The organism is Stenotrophomonas sp. (assembly GCF_059505245.1).
Genome location: NZ_JCACKF010000042.1, coordinates 1 through 16,017, shown reverse-complemented (window position 1 = coordinate 16,017; position 16,017 = coordinate 1). Strand labels below are relative to the sequence as shown.

Annotated in this window: 16 protein-coding genes; 8 read left to right on the top strand and 8 right to left on the bottom strand. The window is 67.5% G+C overall.

Features of this window, described 5'->3' with window-relative positions:
• Nucleotides 1–10: 10 nt before the first annotated feature.
• On the top strand, nt 11–688 hold the full coding sequence (locus AC5JLE_RS15820) for a hypothetical protein (protein WP_014647635.1): 678 nt from the start codon (nt 11–13) through the stop codon (nt 686–688).
• Nucleotides 689–691: 3 nt separating this feature from the next.
• On the opposite strand, the gene AC5JLE_RS15815 is transcribed toward AC5JLE_RS15820, so the two are convergent.
• Nucleotides 692–1,237 carry a thioesterase family protein gene (locus AC5JLE_RS15815; RefSeq protein WP_049397600.1) on the bottom strand — a complete coding sequence of 182 codons (546 nt, stop codon included), beginning with the start codon at nt 1,235–1,237 and terminating at the stop codon, nt 692–694.
• Between the two features lie 69 nt (nt 1,238–1,306).
• On the opposite strand from AC5JLE_RS15815, the gene AC5JLE_RS15810 reads away from it, so the two are divergent.
• Nucleotides 1,307–1,882 carry a TetR/AcrR family transcriptional regulator gene (locus AC5JLE_RS15810; RefSeq protein WP_401735264.1) on the top strand — a complete coding sequence of 192 codons (576 nt, stop codon included), beginning with the start codon at nt 1,307–1,309 and terminating at the stop codon, nt 1,880–1,882.
• 34 nt (nt 1,883–1,916) lie between these two features.
• Here the strand turns inward: AC5JLE_RS15810 and AC5JLE_RS15805 are convergent, their stop codons facing one another.
• The gene (locus tag AC5JLE_RS15805) at nt 1,917–2,240 is read right to left on the bottom strand and encodes a hypothetical protein (RefSeq protein WP_075076612.1); all 324 of its coding nucleotides are present in this window, start codon (nt 2,238–2,240) and stop codon (nt 1,917–1,919) included.
• 244 nt (nt 2,241–2,484) lie between these two features.
• On the opposite strand from AC5JLE_RS15805, the gene AC5JLE_RS15800 reads away from it, so the two are divergent.
• Together AC5JLE_RS15800 and AC5JLE_RS15795 are read left to right on the top strand one after the other, a co-directional pair.
• Nucleotides 2,485–2,733, top strand: coding sequence for a hypothetical protein (locus AC5JLE_RS15800; RefSeq protein ID WP_075076613.1), 249 nt, complete (start codon nt 2,485–2,487; stop codon nt 2,731–2,733).
• 44 nt (nt 2,734–2,777) lie between these two features.
• Nucleotides 2,778–3,650, top strand: a complete 873-nt coding sequence (locus tag AC5JLE_RS15795) for a hypothetical protein (RefSeq protein ID WP_401735255.1) — start codon at nt 2,778–2,780, stop codon at nt 3,648–3,650.
• Between the two features lie 46 nt (nt 3,651–3,696).
• Here AC5JLE_RS15795 and AC5JLE_RS15790 read toward each other — a convergent pair whose 3' ends face one another.
• The 6 genes from AC5JLE_RS15790 to hutI all read right to left on the bottom strand — a co-directional run bounded on the left by AC5JLE_RS15790 (nt 3,697) and on the right by hutI (nt 13,013).
• Nucleotides 3,697–5,805: a TonB-dependent receptor family protein gene (locus AC5JLE_RS15790; protein ID WP_496065456.1), complete on the bottom strand. Its 2,109-nt coding sequence runs from the start codon at nt 5,803–5,805 to the stop codon at nt 3,697–3,699.
• 194 nt (nt 5,806–5,999) lie between these two features.
• A complete protein-coding gene (locus AC5JLE_RS15785) occupies nt 6,000–7,436 on the bottom strand; it encodes a serine hydrolase domain-containing protein (RefSeq protein WP_496065455.1) in 1,437 nt (478 codons plus the stop codon).
• Nucleotides 7,437–7,736: 300 nt separating this feature from the next.
• Nucleotides 7,737–9,404 carry a urocanate hydratase gene (hutU, locus tag AC5JLE_RS15780; protein WP_496065454.1) on the bottom strand — a complete coding sequence of 556 codons (1,668 nt, stop codon included), beginning with the start codon at nt 9,402–9,404 and terminating at the stop codon, nt 7,737–7,739.
• Nucleotides 9,401–10,255 (bottom strand): N-formylglutamate deformylase, encoded by an 855-nt coding sequence (gene hutG, locus AC5JLE_RS15775; RefSeq protein WP_496065453.1) that lies wholly within the window; start codon nt 10,253–10,255, stop codon nt 9,401–9,403. The genes hutU and hutG overlap by 4 nt, the downstream gene beginning before the upstream one ends.
• Entirely contained in the window at nt 10,252–11,793 is a 1,542-nt protein-coding gene (gene hutH, locus AC5JLE_RS15770; protein ID WP_049407853.1) for a histidine ammonia-lyase, read from the bottom strand. The genes hutG and hutH overlap by 4 nt, the downstream gene beginning before the upstream one ends.
• A complete protein-coding gene (gene hutI, locus AC5JLE_RS15765) occupies nt 11,790–13,013 on the bottom strand; it encodes an imidazolonepropionase (protein WP_049407859.1) in 1,224 nt (407 codons plus the stop codon). Before hutI ends, hutH begins: the two co-directional genes overlap by 4 nt.
• A 67-nt stretch (nt 13,014–13,080) precedes the next feature.
• Here hutI and AC5JLE_RS15760 point away from each other — a divergent pair, with 67 nt between their 5' ends.
• The 4 genes from AC5JLE_RS15760 to AC5JLE_RS15745 all read left to right on the top strand — a co-directional run bounded on the left by AC5JLE_RS15760 (nt 13,081) and on the right by AC5JLE_RS15745 (nt 15,886).
• Nucleotides 13,081–14,451 (top strand): formimidoylglutamate deiminase, encoded by a 1,371-nt coding sequence (locus tag AC5JLE_RS15760; RefSeq protein WP_197562109.1) that lies wholly within the window; start codon nt 13,081–13,083, stop codon nt 14,449–14,451.
• 28 nt (nt 14,452–14,479) lie between these two features.
• Nucleotides 14,480–15,208, top strand: a complete 729-nt coding sequence (hutC, locus tag AC5JLE_RS15755) for a histidine utilization transcriptional repressor HutC (RefSeq protein WP_033835268.1) — start codon at nt 14,480–14,482, stop codon at nt 15,206–15,208.
• A gap of 94 nt (nt 15,209–15,302) precedes the next feature.
• Complete coding sequence (locus AC5JLE_RS15750; protein WP_080053039.1) at nt 15,303–15,485, top strand: type II toxin-antitoxin system HicA family toxin; 183 nt, start codon at nt 15,303–15,305, stop codon at nt 15,483–15,485.
• 8 nt (nt 15,486–15,493) lie between these two features.
• On the top strand, nt 15,494–15,886 hold the full coding sequence (locus AC5JLE_RS15745) for a type II toxin-antitoxin system HicB family antitoxin (protein ID WP_046431440.1): 393 nt from the start codon (nt 15,494–15,496) through the stop codon (nt 15,884–15,886).
• Nucleotides 15,887–16,017: the final 131 nt, after the last annotated feature.

The window sequence follows — 16,017 nt, the reverse complement described above, 5'->3', positions numbered from 1 at the left end:
TGGCGCAACGATGGCCTTGCTGCTGGCCGCCGTGCCGGCGTTCAGTGCAGACACGGCGGTGCCTTCGCCGCTGACGCGTGAACCGGTGGGCGGCGTTTCATTGGCCGAATGGACCGCCCGCTGGTGGCGCTGGGCCGACGGCCAGGGCGGCGCGCCCTATCTCGACCCGGATGGCCGTGTGTGTGATCTGGGCCAGGAAGGCCCGGTCTGGAACCTGGCCGGCACCAATGGCCGTTTCCGGCCACATCGCGAATGCGTGGTGCCGGCTGGCAAGTACCTGTTGCTGCCGATCATCAACATGGCGCACTACCAGGTGGATGAGGCTGTGTCCTGCAAGGAGCTGCAGGCGGGGGCGGCGGTCAACAACGATTACCTGATCAGCGCGGTGGTGCTGCTGGACGGCCAGCCACTGGGCGACATGCGCAGGCATCGGGTCCGCAGCGAAGGCTGCTTCCGCATGGATGCCGACGACGAACACTCTCGGCTGGCCGCCGCCGACGGCTACTGGGTAATGCTCAAGCCGTTGCCGCCGGGCCGGCATACCCTCAGCGTGGGTGCCAACTACGGCGTGCCGGATGGCGGCGCATACAGCCGCATGCGGCAGTCCTTCGAGTACGTGCTGCACGTGGGAGGGCGCACCCAGGTCGTGTCGCGCGAACCGCACGCGGTGCCGGTGGCGGCCCCCTGAAGCTCAGGCGTCGTCCTGCTTCAACGCCGCATCGGCGGCCAGCAACGCTTCGGCGGCCGCACTGAGCGGCGGCGACGGCGGGGCGACCACGCCGATCGCTTCCATCATCTTCGGCATGCCCAGGAACTGCCGCGCACGCCGGTCGTAGATGCCGGTGACCAGCAGCGCGCGCGTGGCGATCTTCTGCTCGGGCCCGATCAGCACGCGCTGCTCCATGATGCCGCGCGAGCCGACCCAGCCCACCAGGCGCGTTTCCAGGGTGAAGCGCTGGAACGGCTTCAGCTCGCGACGGAACTGGATGGTGCCGGCGCCTACGATGGGCGCCCACTTCTCGCGCAGCGCCACCCGGCCCAGGCCCATGCGCAGGATCAGGTCCAGCCGGCCCAGGTCGAAGATGTTCCAGTAGCGACCGTTGGTCATGTGCAGGTTGCTGTCCAGATCGTTGGGCAGCACCCGGAACTGCAGGCGCGAGACCCCGAACGGGGCCTCCAGCTTCGGCCGGAACAGGCTGCACAGCAGCAGGTGGAGCAGGCGGAACCAGAGATTCATGGCTATGACGACTGTTATAGAATCGCCGGTACGCTAATCTATGACGACTGTCTTAGCAAGGAGCCCACCGTGAGCCCGCGTCCCTCTGATGCGCCACAACGCGTGATTGATGCTGCGGCACAGATGCTGGCGCGCGTGGGTCTCAATGCCACCAGCATCCGTGAGGTGACCAAGCTGGCCGAGGCACCGCTGGGCTCCACCTATCACCACTTTCCCGGCGGCAAGCAGGAGTTGCTGGCGCGCGCCACCCACATGGCTGGCGACAAGGTAGAAACGCTGCTGGTGGAGCTGCTGAAGGGTGGGGCGGTGCAGGGCCTGCAGCAGTTCCTGGCGATGTGGCGTGAGCGCTTGCTGCGTTCCGGATTCCGCGCGGGCTGTCCGGTGCTGGCCGCGGCAGTGGAAGAGCCGGTGGAGGCCGTGCCCAGCCAGGCACGCGTTGCCGCTGCCGAAGTGTTCGCGCGCTGGCAGGGGCACCTCGCCTCGGCGTTCGTCGCTGAAGGGCGCGCCCCCGCAGCGGCGGGCGAGCTGGCCAGCCTGGTGATTGCCAGCGTGGAAGGCGCAGTGGCGATGTGCCGCGCACTGCAGGACATCGCCCCGTTCGACCAGGTGACCGCGCAGTTGCTGAAGGCGGCCGCGCGTCCTTGATCCGGCTATCCGCGTGCGGAAGACGCGCAGCAGGTCATCGGAAGATCATCAGATAGCCCCAGCCGAGCACGATGGGCAGGAAGGCAGCGATGGCCGACGCGCCCAACCAACGCAGGTAGCTGCGGGAGGCGGGGGATCCCTGCCGCTTGAGGGCCCAGGCATGCGTCGGGAGCACCAGCAACGCCTGCACCGCAAAGGTGGCCACGGCGGCAAGCCATGCCACCAGGACGCCGAGGCAGCCATCGCTGATGCAGCGGCTACCAAACCACGAACCCCAACCGGCGAGGCCAATCATTGGAACGAACATCACGAGGGCGGTGGAGCGGGTGAGCTGGGAGACGTGCATGCCGTAGAGCATACTTTTTCGTGGCGGAAAGTCATGATCCAGCCGCCGGCGCGCGGGTACAAGGCCGGCGCCAGTGCGGCCTGTGGGTGATGGACCCACGGCCCATCGCGCTGGAATCCGTCCACCACCGCCTACGCGTGCCCGGCAAGGATGTCCGCATGCAGTATCAGGTTCCCGAGGTCCCTTGCCGCGCTGCCTCCCGCCCCCTCGCGGCGGCATGAAGCGCTCGCGCCATTTTTCACGCAGTCCACTGAAATTGCCCGTAAACCACGGCAGCGAAGTCGTGCGTGCGCGCCGGTACCTGCAGCAGCGGGGTTGGCCACGCCTGCAGATGGCGCTGATCGTCTCCCTGACCGGTGCGGCCGGATTCCTTGCCTCGTACCTGCTGCGCCTGGCCGGCATCGACGCGATGTTGCTTCGCTACCCGATGGCCGTGTTGCTGGCCTATGGCGTGTTCCTGCTGCTGGTGTGGATCTGGATCCGCTGGCGCTGGGCAACGTACTGAAGGGACTGTCGCAGGATGTGGGCGGTGGCAGCCCATCGCCTCGCATGCAGGGCATGCAGGAACAGGGATGGTGGCGGGTATGCGTGTCGCATACGATCTGGCCGCTGCTCGGCCTGCTGCTGTTTTTCGCCGTACTGGGCTGGCTCGCGCAGGAATGCGTGCCGGGTGCGAGCCATCTGCTGCAGGTCATCCAGGGGGGGGAGTGCGGTTGGCTCCTTCATATCGCCTGGACCCGCCCCGTTTTCAGCTGCACTGAACAGTGGGCTATGATCGCGGTCGGCCGGGATTCGTGTCCCGGCGGTGTCACCTATCGGGAGCTTGTCGTACTGCATCTGAAACAGGGGCGCTGGATGGCCGGACGCCCACTGGGACACACAACCACTGACGAGGAAGAGCGCATGGATGTCGCTGCACGCAGGAACAGGACGTTGTTTCGTTGGATCATGGTGACGCTGCTGGCGGCGTTGTTGCCGTTTGCAGCCCTGGCGCAGCCCGCAACCGGGCAGGCCGATGGCGCCGAAGCCGCCACCGCCGCGGAAGAGGCGCAGTGCCGCGCCTGTACCTATGAGCGCATTGGAACCAAGGTCGATATCGGCCTGGTGGCACTGGTGTCGCTGCTGGTGGTGGGCCTGCTGACCGCGGCGTCACGGGAATGGGGCACTACCTCGCAGCGCTGGACCTGCCGCACGCTGGCCCTGCTGCTGGTGGGTGTCGGTCTGGCGTTGCTGTGGTGGGCTGGCAGCGTCGTCTACCTGGGCTACAACCCGTGGCAGGAAATGGCCGCCCCCGCCGATGGCTCGCTCACCTCGACACTGCTCAGTACCTCGCCGAAGTGGTTGGCGGCACTGGTGCTGATCGGCTTGGCGCCTTCCATCTGGAAGCGCAGCGAGCGCCTGCCGGCCTGGCGTATCGGCTGACACTGGAACGGCGGCGCCGGATCACACCCGGCGCCGCCTGCGGCAATCAGTCAAAGCGCCAGCGCATGCCCGCATAGACGCCACGACCTTCGCCCGGGGTCGAGCGCGCGACATCCTTGCCGGCGTCGTCGTAACCCGGCGTGACCGTAGCGGCGTAGTGGCGGTTGCCGATGTTGCGCATCTCCACCCAGGCCTGCCAGCGGCCACCGGGTGCGTCGTAGCCGATGCGGCTGCCGAAGATCACATGGCTGTCGGCCCAGTAGCTGTTGGCGTAGTCGACGGCGATGCGCGAGGCGTATTCGGTATTGAGCGCAGCGTACAGGCCGGATGCATGATCGAAGCGCAGCTCGGCCTGGTAGGCGTGGCGCGGCAGGCCGGGCAGGCGGTTGCTGCCGAAACGCGCGTCGTGGCGGTAGCGGAAATCGCTGAAGGTATAGGCCTGGCGAAGCGACAGCCGGCCCGGTGCAGCCTGCCACAGCGTGCTGTCCAATCCGGCCTCGATGCCGCGGTGAACGGTGGGGCTGGCGTTGTTCTCGGCGATGAACAGGTTCGGCACCGGTTGCAGTTCAACGCTCAGCAGTTCGTGGTTCACGTGCGCGTAGTAGCCGGTCAGTTCCCAGCGGCCCAGCGCCGCGTCACCGCGCGCGCCCAGTTCCAGCGTGGTGGCGGTCTGGTTCTGCATCGGCACCGGCGCGCGCTGGCGGCCGGTAGACGGGCCATTGCCTGGCCCGAAGTACTGGTTCGAGCCCCAGATCATCGACCACGGGTGCGGCGCCTCCACCGAGCGGCTGAGGTTGCCGAACCACTGGGTCTGGGCGCTGTGCTGCCAGGTGAAGCCCAGTCGCGGCGCGTAGTCCCAGTCGTGGTCGCGCAGGCGGCCACCGCTGCTCGGCCAGGTCACCTGCACATCGCGACGGGTGTTGATCAGCGCCAGCCCGGTCTGCATGCGCAGGCGGTCATTGAAGGCGAGGGTATTGCTGACGTGCAGCGTGCTGTCGGTGCCGTGGTGGCGGAAGTCACGCGTGCGCGTGCCGGCAGCGAAGCCGTTGCTGGCAAAGCGCAGCGACTCGCGCACATCGGCGTCCAGATCGTGGGTGGCGCGCAGGCCGACCGTGGTTTCGCTGTCCAGGCCGAACAGCTGGTGGCGATGGCGGTAGTCCAGCGTGGCGTTGAGGTTGGCGTAGTCCAGCTGCTGCCGGTACAGGCTCTCGTTCAAGTCCATCGGGTACGTGTGATAGACCAGCCCGGCCTGCAACGAGGAGTCCTCATCGATCTGCAGCGTGGTGGCGTTGCCCACCCAGGTGCTGCCCGGCTGCGGGCGACGCGCATCGATGGCCAGGTTGGCCGCATTCGCGGCACGCGGATCGTTACGGATCTGATCGCGGGTCAGGCGACCGGGCGTTTCATGATTGGTTTCGCGGTAGCGCACGAAGAAACGCGTCTGCAGGTCGGGCGTGATCTGCCAGCCGATGTTGGCCATCGCGCCCTTGCCGTCGCCGCGCGCATGACGCTGGTAACCGTCGAATTCGGTATCGGTGTAGGCCAGGAAGTAGTCGACATCACCGCTGACGCCGCCCCAGCTGATGCCGCGCTTCTGATAGCCACGGCTGCCGGCTTCGTAGTGCAGCTGCACGCCCGCCGAATCACGACCGCTGCGGCTGACGTAGTCGATGGCACCGCCCAGCGCCAGCGCGCCACGCTCGAAGCCGTTGGCGCCGCGCAGCACTTCCACGCGCGACAGCCACAGTGGTTCCAGCAGCTCGTAGGGCGTGCCGCCCGGGCCGGTCAGTGGCAGGCCGTCGATCGACACCGCAATGCCCGAGGCGTGCGCGCCCGGGCCACGATTGATGCCCGAGCCACGGATCGAGATCCTGGTGCCTTCGTTGCCCGGCGACTGCGCGCTGATACCCGGCTGATAGGCCAGCACATCCTCACTGGTGGATAGGCGGCTGTCGGCCTTGGCCACGTCGATGACGTTACTGGCGCCCGGCACGCGCTTCAGCGCTTCGCGCGCCTGCGCGTTGGCACCGGCGGCGGTGACCTGTACGGCGTCCAGCGTGGTGGCCTGTGGGGCGGCGGCGGCGGTGGAAGCCAGGGCGAGGGAAACAGCCAGGAACAGCAGCGACGGGTGAGGGCGGTACGACGGAAGCGACATGCGGGAATGCTGTAAACCACGAAAGTGGCGCGCAAGTTAACAGGTCGGCAGCGCCGCGTCACCCGCCGGCGGCGTATGGCCGCCCGCCGTGTTCCTGTAGAGCCGAGCCCACGCTCGGCTAATCGCGCGCAGCGCGGGTTGTCTGCCATCGCGGCGAAGATCAGCCGAGCACGGGCTCGGCTCTACAGCAGGGTTTATGGCGAGGGCTTCGCCAGCTTCTTGGCCTTCGCGTACAGCCGATCAGCCGCTTCCCTCTCCCCCAATGCAGCGTGGCACTCGGCCAGGCTGTCCCACGTGTTGGCGGACTGCGGATACAGCTCGGTGTTCAGCGCGAACACCTTCAGCGCCTTGCGTGCACCGAGGCTTTCGCGGATGGCATAGCCATCACTGTTGATCGCACGTTCCAGTTCGCCGTTGGGAACGCCATTGCTGTCGCGCAGCCAGCTACGCATCTGCGGTTTCGCATCGGTGCTGTCATCCAGCGCATAGCCGATCAGCCGCTCGGACAACACCGCATGCGGAAACTCCCCGGGCGCAACCACCGCCATCGTGCTCTCCACCAGCGTGCTGGACCAGACATTGCGGGCGCTGCCATTGGTCAGGTACACGAACACCCAGTAACCGTTGGCCAGCGTGCCCTTGTAGGCCAACCGCGCACGAACGCGGGTGCCGCCATCATGACCGACCTGGGTGTAGCCATCGCTGCGGGTGGTATCCCAACCGGTGGAGAAGAAATTGCTGCCGCCACCGCTCAGCTTCTGCGGCTGCCAGAGTTTTTCCAGGGTCGCCGTGCGCACCAGCTTGCCGGTCGCCAGCGCCTGCAGGAAACGGTTCATGTCGCCCACGGTGGTCTGCAGGTCGGCATGCCCCCAGCCGTAGTTGGGCCAGGGATCTTCATTGGCCGGTTGCAACGCGCCATCCTTGCCGATGTACGGCACCGCCGCGCGCTCGACCGGCACGTTGGCGATGCCCCATGACGTGCTGGTCATCTTCAATGGCTGCAGGATGCGTTCGCGCGCGATGGCCGGGTAGGGCGTGCGGTAGTGTGCTTCCAGCAGCGCTGTCAGCACCAGGTAGTTGGCCTGGGTGTACTGCACGCGGCTGCCGGTGGCGAACTGCATCGGTGCCGCACCGGCCACCTTCAGTGCCGCGCCAAGGTCAGGCGCTACACCGGGGTAGCCCTTGCTCACCCAGCGGTTATCCACCCGGCCGTAGTACTCGCCGATGCCGGAGCTGTGGTTGAGGAAATCACGCACGTGGATCGCCTGCCATGCAAACGGCAGGCCCGGCACGTAGCGGCTGGCCGGCGCATCCAGATCCACCTTGCCCTGATCGACCAGTTGCATCACCAGCGTGCTGGTCAGCAGCTTGGCCATCGACTGCGCGGCGAAGATGGTCTCGACGGTGGCAGGGGCATGGGCAGCGGGATCACGTTCACCGCTGGCGCCCTGGTAGAGCACCTGGCCGTTGTGTGCGACCAGTACCGCCTGGCCGGCAATGCCGTAGCGCTCGCGGTTGCTCTGCAGTTGGGCGTCTAGCTGAGTGGAGAGAGTGGTGGGGACGTCACGCGCCGAAGCGGGCGGGATCGCAAACAGCGTGCAGAGCAATGCGGCAGCGAGCGTGCGGTACATCGCGGTGATCCATCAGCGGTGATGGCGCATGTTGGTCACGACCGACGAGCGGGTCAAGGCCGCCGATTCCCGCATCGGGGAGAGCCGGAGATCGGAAGAGCGTCGTGTAGGGAAAGAGGGTTGTGGGGTGTGGTTTGGGGGGGGGGGGGGGGGGGGGGGGGGAGGGGGGGGGGGGGGGGCGCATGTGGGCCACGCCCGCCGCGCGGGTCACGGCCGCCGATTCCCGCATGGGGGCGACCCGCCCCGCGGCCGCCGCCGCCGGATTCCGGTAGTGCCGGCCGCTGGCCGGCACCTCCGTGATCAGCCGAGGATCCCCGGCAGATCCAGTCCCTTTTCCTTCGCGCAGTCGATCGCGATGCCATACCCCGCATCGGCATGGCGCATCACGCCAGTGGCCGGGTCGTTCCACAGCACGCGGCCAATCCGCTTCGCCGCCGCTTCGGTGCCATCACAGACAATCACCATGCCGGCGTGCTGCGAGAAGCCCATGCCCACGCCGCCACCGTGGTGCAGCGACACCCACGTCGCGCCGCTGGCGGTGTTGAGCAGGGCGTTCAGCAGCGGCCAGTCGGACACCGCATCGGAGCCGTCGGCCATCGCTTCGGTTTCGCGGTTCGGCGAAGCGACGCTGCCGCTGTCCAGATGGTCACGACCGATCACCACCGGTGCCTTCAGTTCGCCGTTGGCCACCATTTCATTGAAGGCCAGGCCGAGTCGATCACGATCACCCAGGCCGACCCAGCAGATGCGCGCCGGCAGGCCCTGGAACTTGATCTTCTCGGCGGCCATGTCCAGCCAGCGGTGCAGGTGCGGGTTGTCCGGAATCAGTTCCTTCACCTTTGCATCGGTCTTGGCGATGTCTTCCGGATCACCGCTCAGTGCCGCCCAGCGGAACGGGCCGATGCCGCGGCAGAACAGTGGACGGATATAGGCCGGCACGAAACCCGGGAAATCGAAGGCATTGGACACACCTTCTTCCAGCGCCATCTGCCGCAGGTTGTTGCCGTAATCCACGGTGGGCACGCCCAGCGCATGGAAGCCGAGCATGGCGCGGATGTGGTTGGCCATCGATGCACGCGCGGCCTTCTCCACTTCCTTGGGGGCGGAAGCGCGCTTCTCATCCCACTGTTCGACCGTCCAGCCCTGCGGCAGGTAGCCGTTCACCGGGTCGTGCGCGGAGGTCTGGTCGGTCAGCAGGTCCGGCTTCACGCCACGCTTGAGCAGTTCGGCCAGCACGTCAGCCACATTGCCGAGCAGGCCCACCGACTTCGGCGTGCCGGCCTTGCACGACTCGTCGATCAGGCGCAGCGCTTCGTCCAGATTATCGGTCCAAGTGTCGAGGTAGCCGGTGCGCAGGCGCATGTCGATGCTGCTCTTGCGGCACTCGACGGCCAGGCAGGAGGCGCCGGCCATCACGGCAGCCAGCGGCTGTGCACCACCCATGCCGCCGAGGCCACCGGTGAACAGCCACTTGCCGGTCAGGTCGCCGCCGAAATGCTGGCGCCCCATTTCCACGAAGGTCTCGTAGGTGCCCTGCACGATGCCCTGCGCGCCGATGTAGATCCAGCTGCCGGCGGTCATCTGGCCGTACATGGCCAGGCCTTTCCTATCCAGCTCGTTGAAGTGGTCCCAGTTGGCCCAGCGCGGCACCAGGTTGGAATTGGCGATCAGCACGCGCGGCGCGTCGGCGTGGGTGCGGAACACGCCTACCGGCTTGCCCGACTGCACCAGCAGGGTCTGGTCGTCGTCCAGGCGCTTGAGCGTCTCGACGATGGCATCGAAGCTTTCCCAGTCGCGCGCGGCGCGGCCGATGCCGCCGTACACCACCAGTTCCTGCGGGCGCTCGGCCACGTCCGGGTGCAGGTTGTTCATCAGCATGCGCAGCGGCGCTTCGGTCAGCCAGCTTTTGGCGTTGAGCGTGGTGCCGGTCGGCGCGGCAATGGTGCGGGACGGGTCGTTGCGGGTCATGCGGCGCTCCGGTTCGTAGCGAATTCAAGGCAGGCGTTGAGCACCTGCGCCAGGGTGTGGCGCAGCGGTGCGGCGTGGGCGGGGTCGAGCGGGGTGGGCCAGCTGTGTTCGTCCACCTGGTCGGGCAGCGGCTCGTGCATGTAGCCGCGGCAGGCAAGTTCCATCTGCAGGCTGTGCACGCCGGCGGCGATGTTGCTGTAGTGGCGGGTGATCCAGCCGCCCTTGAAGCGGCCGTTGCGCACCTGGCTCATGCCGCTGATTTTCAGCAGGTTCTCCACCACATCGCTCAAGGCGTTGTCGCAGGAGGTGTCCGGTGCACCGGAGGGGCCGGCGGTACCCAGGTTGAACTGCGGCAGCTCGCCTTCGAACAGGTGCGGGATGTGTGAGCGGATCGAGTGCGCGTCGTACACCACCACGGTAGCGTGGCGTGCGCGCAGGCGCGTGATCTGCGCCGCCAGCGCATCGTGGTAAGGCAGGAAATACGTGTCGCGGCGACGGGCGATTTCCGCTTCGTCCGGTTCGCGCCCGGCATGGTACAGCGGCTGGTTGTCGAAGGTGGTCAGCGGGCACAGGCCGGTGGTGTTCTGGCCTGGGTACAGCGAGACGCCGCTGGGATCGCGGTTGAGGTCGATTACCGAACGCGAAATCGCCGAGCGCACCGTGGTCGCGCCCATGCCACGCACGAAGTCGTACAGTTCGTGTACCCACCAGTCTGCGTCGCGGCGGGCCAGCCACGGTGAGTGGTAGTCGCCGAACAGGTCGTGCGGCAGCTCGCTGCCGGTATGCGGAAAGCTGACGATGAGGGGGGCGTCGCCTTCGTGCACCGTCAGCCATTCGGGTTGGGTATTCATGCCTGCGGTTCCACGGTTGGCAGCAGGTCGGTCAGGCCCTGCGCCAGCGCGCCACTGCGCACCAGATTCGTGGCGGTCACCATGTCCGGATGGAAGTAGCGGTCTTCTTCCAGCGTCGGCACCTGCGCACGCAGGGTGGCGCGCACGGCTTCCAGCGCGGCGCTGGAGCGCAGCGGGGCGTGGAAGTCGCAGCCCTGCGCAGCGGCCAGCAGCTCGATGCCGATCACGTTGGCCGCGTTCTCGGCCATCTGCATCAGCCGGCGCGCGCCGTGCGCGGCCATCGAGACATGGTCTTCCTGATTTGCCGAGGTCGGGATCGAGTCAACGCTGGCGGGGTAGGCGCGCTGCTTGTTTTCCGAGACCAGCGCCGCGGCAGTCACCTGCGGAATCATGAAACCGGAATTCAAACCGGGGCGCGGGGTCAGGAAGGCGGGCAGGCCGGACAGCGCCGGGTCCACCAGCATCGCCAGGCGGCGCTCGCTGATCGAACCGATCTCGCACACCGCCATCGCCAGCATGTCGGCCGCGAAGGCCACCGGCTCTGCGTGGAAGTTGCCACCGGACAACGCTTCGCCGGTATCGGTGAACACCAGCGGATTGTCAGAGACGCCGTTGGCTTCGATTTCCAGCGTGGTAGCGGCCTGGCGCAGGATGTCCAGCGCCGCGCCCATCACCTGCGGCTGGCAGCGCAGGCAGTAGGGATCCTGCACGCGCACGTCGTTGTCACGGTGCGATTCACGGATGTCCGAGCCCTGCATCAGCGTGCGCAGGGTGGCGGCGGTGGCGATCTGCCCGCGCTGGCCGCGGATGGCGTGGATGCGGGGGTCGAAGGGCGTGTCGGAACCCTTGGCCGCTTCCACCGACAGCGCGCCGGTGACCAGCGCGGCCTGGAACACGGTCTCGATCTCGAACAGGCCCGCCAGCGCATAGGCGGTGGAGAACTGCGTGCCGTTGAGCAGCGCCAGGCCTTCCTTCGCGCCCAGTTCGATCGGCTGCAGGCCGGCACGTGCCAGTGCGTCGGCTGCCGGTAGGCGCTCGTCACCGATGAAGGCTTCGCCTACGCCCAGCATCACGCTGGCCAGGTGCGAGAGCGGCGCCAGGTCACCCGAGGCACCCACCGAGCCCTGTGCGGGCACCACCGGCAGCACGCCCTTGACCAGCATCGCTTCCAGCAGCAGCAGGGTCTCCTCGCGAATGCCTGACGCACCCTGCGCCAGGCTGACCAGCTTCAGCGCCATCATCAGGCGCACCACGCTGGCCGGCATCGGCTCGCCCACGCCGGCGGCATGCGAGAGCACGATGTTCCGCTGCAGGGTGGCCAGGTCTTCGCGCTCGATGCGCACGCTGGCCAGCTTGCCGAAGCCGGTATTGATGCCATACACCGGCGCGCCCTTGGCGACGATGGCGGCCACCGCCGCCGCACTGGCGCGCACCACCGGCAGCGCGGCCGGGTCCAGTGCGAGCGGCGCACCGCGATAGACCTGCCGCCACTGGGCGAGAGTGACATGGCCGGGGCGAAGAACCAGGGTGTTGCTCATGTGTTGCTCCAGGAGGCAGGCAGGTCGGGCTGTCCGCGCACCACGCGCGCGTGCAGCGGGTTGAATCCAATGCGATAGACCAGGTCGGCGGGGGCATCGATGTCCCAGATCGCCAGGTCGCAGTCCATGCCCACCGCCAGGCGGCCGATGCGCTCGCCATGGCCCAGTGCGCGCGCCGCTTCACGGGTGAAGCCGGCGATGCACTCGTCCACGGTCAGGCGGAACAGGGTGGCGCCCATGTTCATCGCCAGCAGTGGGCTGGTCAGCGGCGAAGTGCCCGGGTTGCTGTCGGTGGCCAGCGCCAGCGGTACGCCGGCCGCACGCAGCGCGGCGATCGGCGGCAGGGTGGTATCGCGGGTGAAATAGAAGGCACCGGGCAGCAGCACGGCGACGGTACCGGCAGCGGCCATCGCGGCGATGCCGGCATCGTCCAGATGTTCGATATGGTCGGCCGACAGTGCCCCGAAGCGGGCCGCCAGTTCGGCGCCATGCTGGTTGCTCAGCTGCTCGGCGTGGATCTTCACCGACAGCCCGTTGGCGCGCGCCGCTTCAAAGACCTGGCGCGCCTGCGCCGGCGAGAAGGCGATGTTCTCGCAGAACACATCCACCGCTTCGGCCAGGCCTTCGGCGGCGATGGCCGGAATCATCACGTTGCACACCTCGTCGGTGTATTCCTGTGCTTCGCGGCCTGGCGGAACCGCGTGTGCGCCGAGGAAGGTGGTCACCACGTTGACCCGGCATTCCTCGCCCAGCGCGCGTGCGACCTGCAGCTGCTTGCGTTCGTCGGGCAGGGTCAGGCCGTAGCCGGACTTGATCTCGATCGTGGTCACGCCTTCGGCACGCATCGCCAGCAGGCGCGGCCGGCTTTCGCTGGCCAGCTGTTCCGGGGTGGCAGCACGGGTGGCGCGCACGGTGGAGACGATGCCGCCGCCGGCACGGGCGATCTCGGCATAACTGACGCCCTGCAGGCGCTGCTCGAATTCATTGGCGCGGTTGCCGGCGTAGACCAGGTGGGTGTGGCAGTCGATCAGGCCGGGCGAGATCCAGCGGCCTTCGCCGTCGATGCGGGTGGTCGGCTGCAGGTGGGCATCGCTGCCGGCCGCGCCGACGTGGACGATGCGGCCGTCGGCGCAGGCCAGGACGCCATCGCGGATGACACCCAGCCCTTCGCCATCAAGGGTGATCAGGTGGACGTTGGACCAGAGGGTATCGACGTGCATGGCATCCACAACGCGGCTGTGCTTATATGTCTATACAATATAGGCGTCCATTTCGGGTTGTCCAGCCATGTCCGATTCGCGTTCCCCGCACAGTTTCCATGCCGCCCACGCCCTGCTGGCCGAGGGTTGGGTCCGCGATGTCCGCCTGCAGGTGCAGAACGGTCGCATCGCGGCCATCAGCACGGGGCAGGGCGCGCAGGCGGGCGACACCCGGGTCGGCATCCTGGTGCCGGGCCTGCCCAACCTGCACAGCCATGCCTTCCAGCGCGGCATGGCCGGGCTGACCGAGATCGGCGGCGTCGACGGTGACAGCTTCTGGAGCTGGCGCGAGCTGATGTACCGTTTCCTGGCCCACCTGCGCCCAGACGCGGTGCAGGCCATTGCCGCCCAGGCCTACATGGAAATGCTGGAAAGCGGCTTCACCCGCGTCGGCGAATTCCATTACCTGCACCACGATGCCGACGGCCGGCCGTATACCAACCGCGCCGAGATGAGTGCGGGGATCGCCGCCGCCGCCGACCAGACCGGCATTGGCTTGACCCTGCTGCCGGTGTTCTATGCACATGCCGATTTCGGCGGGGCGGCGCCGAATCCAGCGCAGCGGCGCCTGATCCACGACGTGGACGGCTTCGCGCAGCTGCTGGAGGCCGCCAAGCCGGCCTTGGCCGCGCTGCCCGACGCGGTGCTCGGCATCGCACCGCACAGCCTGCGTGCGGTCACCGGCGAGGAACTGAGTGCGTTGCTGCCGCTGACCGACGGCCCGGTGCACATCCATATCGCCGAGCAGGTGCGCGAAGTGGAGGCCTGCCTGGCCTGGAGCGGCCAGCGCCCGGTGCAGTGGCTGTACAACCATGCGCCGGTGGATGCGCGCTGGTGCCTGGTGCATGCCACCCATATCACTGATGACGAGCGCGCGGCCATCGTCGCCAGCCAGGCCGTGGCCGGCCTGTGCCCGATCACCGAGGCCAACCTGGGCGACGGCCTGTTCCCGATGCAGGCGTTCGCGCGCGAAGGCGGGCGCTTCGGCGTCGGCTCCGATTCCAATGTGCTGATCGACGCGGCCGAAGAACTGCGCCTGCTCGAGTACGGCCAGCGGCTTACCCTGCGCGGGCGCAACGTGCTGGCGCCGGATGCCACCCGCAGCAGCGGTCGTTTCCTGTTTGAAGGTGCACTGCACGGTGGCGCACAGGCGCTGGGCGTGGCCGCCGGCCTGCAGGTCGGCGCCAGTGCCGACCTGGTTGAACTGGACGCCGCACACCCGGCGCTGCAGGCGCGACAGGATGACGCATGGCTTGACAGCTGGGTGTTCGCCGCACGTAATGGCGCGCTGCGATCGGTCTGGCGCCATGGCCGCCAATGCGTGGCCGAGGGCCGCCACCTGCAGCGCGAGGCGATCACCACCGCCTTTACCGCCGCCCTGCGTGGCGTGCTGGGCTGATCGCCTCCCGCCACCGAGACCCCATTACGTGAAGGCCAGCAAGTCCGCCACGCTCAACCAGCGTATCCGCAGCGATCTGGAAAGCCGCATCCTCAGCGGAGAATGGGCGCCGGGCTTTCGTATTCCGTACGAACACGAGCTGATGGAGCAGTACGGCTGCTCGCGGATGACGGTGAACAAGGTGCTGACCGCGCTGGCCGAGAGCGGCATGATCGAGCGTCGCCGCCGTGCCGGTTCGTTCGTCGCGCGGCAGCCCCCGCACCTGGAGCAGGTGGCGCTGGAGATTCCCGATATCGCGATGGAGGTTGGCTCGCGCGGCCACCAGTACGCCTATCGCCTGCTGCAGCGCGACCTGCGCCTTGCCGATGCCGGCAATGCCGGTGAAGTCGAGCTGGCCGGACAGGAAAACCTGCTGGCGATGCGCTGCCTGCACCTGGCCGATGGTCGACCGCTGGCACTGGAGCATCGCCTGATCAGCCCGGTGGGCGTACCCGAGGTACTGGAGGTCGACTTCAGCACCACCGCCCCGGGCAGCTGGCTGCTGCAGAACGTGTCGTGGACCCGTGCCCAGCATCGCATCAGTGCCTGGGGGGCAGATACCGCCACCGCCAGGCTGCTGGATGTGAAGCCCGGTACCGCCTGCCTGGTGATCGAACGCCTGACCTGGCGTGGCGAACAGCCGATCACCCGCGTTCGCCAGGTGTTCCTGGGGGATGCCTGGGACCTGGTGGCGCGCTTCGCGCCGGGCGCGCGATAGGGATTCCATCCACGCATGGCGTGGATCTACTCTGCCGAAACGACTGTCGCCTTGAACTCTGTCGGGGCGTGTGTACGATGTGTATCGTCCCTGCATGAAGAGCAGGGACCTCATCCGGGAACTGGAAGCGGCAGGTTGGATCTGTCGTCGGATCCGCGGATCCCATCATGTATTCGTGCACTCGCAGCACCCTCACATCATCACCGTTCCTCACCCAAGGAAGGATCTGGGGAAAGGGCTGGTGCAGGCGTTGCGGAAGCTCGCAGGACTGACGTAGGAGGGCCCATGCGATATCCAGTCTTGATCGAGGCAGGCGATGAGCGCACCGCGTGGGGTGTGGTCGTTCCAGATCTGCCGGGGTGCTTCTCAGCGGCCGACACGCTTGATGATGCGCTCACTGCGGCGGAAGAGGCGGCGCTCGCCTGGATTGATGTGGCCCTGGATGAGGGGCGCTCGATTCCGACACCTTCCGCGCCGCAGAAGATCGCCGCCGAGGCATCCAAGGACATCTGTTGGATTCTTGCGTACATCTGCATTGATCCGGCTCTGCTGGACGACACCATCGAGCGGGTCAATATCAGCCTGCCACGCCGGATCCTGGCGAGGCTGGATGCGCAGGCCAGAGCGGCGGGTGAATCGCGCTCCAGTTACATCGCCCATCTCGCGGCATTGGGCTGAGCAGGCGCCATGTGGAGCCGAGCCCATGCTCGGCTGCTGTTCGCGCGTGGCTCAACTCTGCAAAGGCATCCACGCGTGGCGTGGATCTTATCTCTTGCCGATCTGGCACCTTGGGGGCCGAGAGCCCGGCG

Excerpts from the sequence above, each read along its gene's own strand:
- AC5JLE_RS15820 (WP_014647635.1), top strand. The coding sequence starts at position 11 with ATGGCCTTGCTGCTGGCCGCCGTGCCGGCGTTCAGTGCAGACACGGCG.
- AC5JLE_RS15815 (WP_049397600.1), bottom strand. The coding sequence starts at position 1,237 with ATGAATCTCTGGTTCCGCCTGCTCCACCTGCTGCTGTGCAGCCTGTTC.
- AC5JLE_RS15805 (WP_075076612.1), bottom strand. The coding sequence starts at position 2,240 with ATGCTCTACGGCATGCACGTCTCCCAGCTCACCCGCTCCACCGCCCTC.
- AC5JLE_RS15795 (WP_401735255.1), top strand. The coding sequence starts at position 2,778 with ATGCAGGGCATGCAGGAACAGGGATGGTGGCGGGTATGCGTGTCGCAT.
- AC5JLE_RS15790 (WP_496065456.1), bottom strand. The coding sequence starts at position 5,805 with ATGTCGCTTCCGTCGTACCGCCCTCACCCGTCGCTGCTGTTCCTGGCT.
- AC5JLE_RS15785 (WP_496065455.1), bottom strand. The coding sequence starts at position 7,436 with ATGTACCGCACGCTCGCTGCCGCATTGCTCTGCACGCTGTTTGCGATC.
- hutU (WP_496065454.1), bottom strand. The coding sequence starts at position 9,404 with ATGACCCGCAACGACCCGTCCCGCACCATTGCCGCGCCGACCGGCACC.
- hutG (WP_496065453.1), bottom strand. The coding sequence starts at position 10,255 with ATGAATACCCAACCCGAATGGCTGACGGTGCACGAAGGCGACGCCCCC.
- hutH (WP_049407853.1), bottom strand. The coding sequence starts at position 11,793 with ATGAGCAACACCCTGGTTCTTCGCCCCGGCCATGTCACTCTCGCCCAG.
- hutI (WP_049407859.1), bottom strand. The coding sequence starts at position 13,013 with ATGCACGTCGATACCCTCTGGTCCAACGTCCACCTGATCACCCTTGAT.
- AC5JLE_RS15760 (WP_197562109.1), top strand. The coding sequence starts at position 13,081 with ATGTCCGATTCGCGTTCCCCGCACAGTTTCCATGCCGCCCACGCCCTG.
- AC5JLE_RS15750 (WP_080053039.1), top strand. The coding sequence starts at position 15,303 with ATGAAGAGCAGGGACCTCATCCGGGAACTGGAAGCGGCAGGTTGGATC.
- AC5JLE_RS15745 (WP_046431440.1), top strand. The coding sequence starts at position 15,494 with ATGCGATATCCAGTCTTGATCGAGGCAGGCGATGAGCGCACCGCGTGG.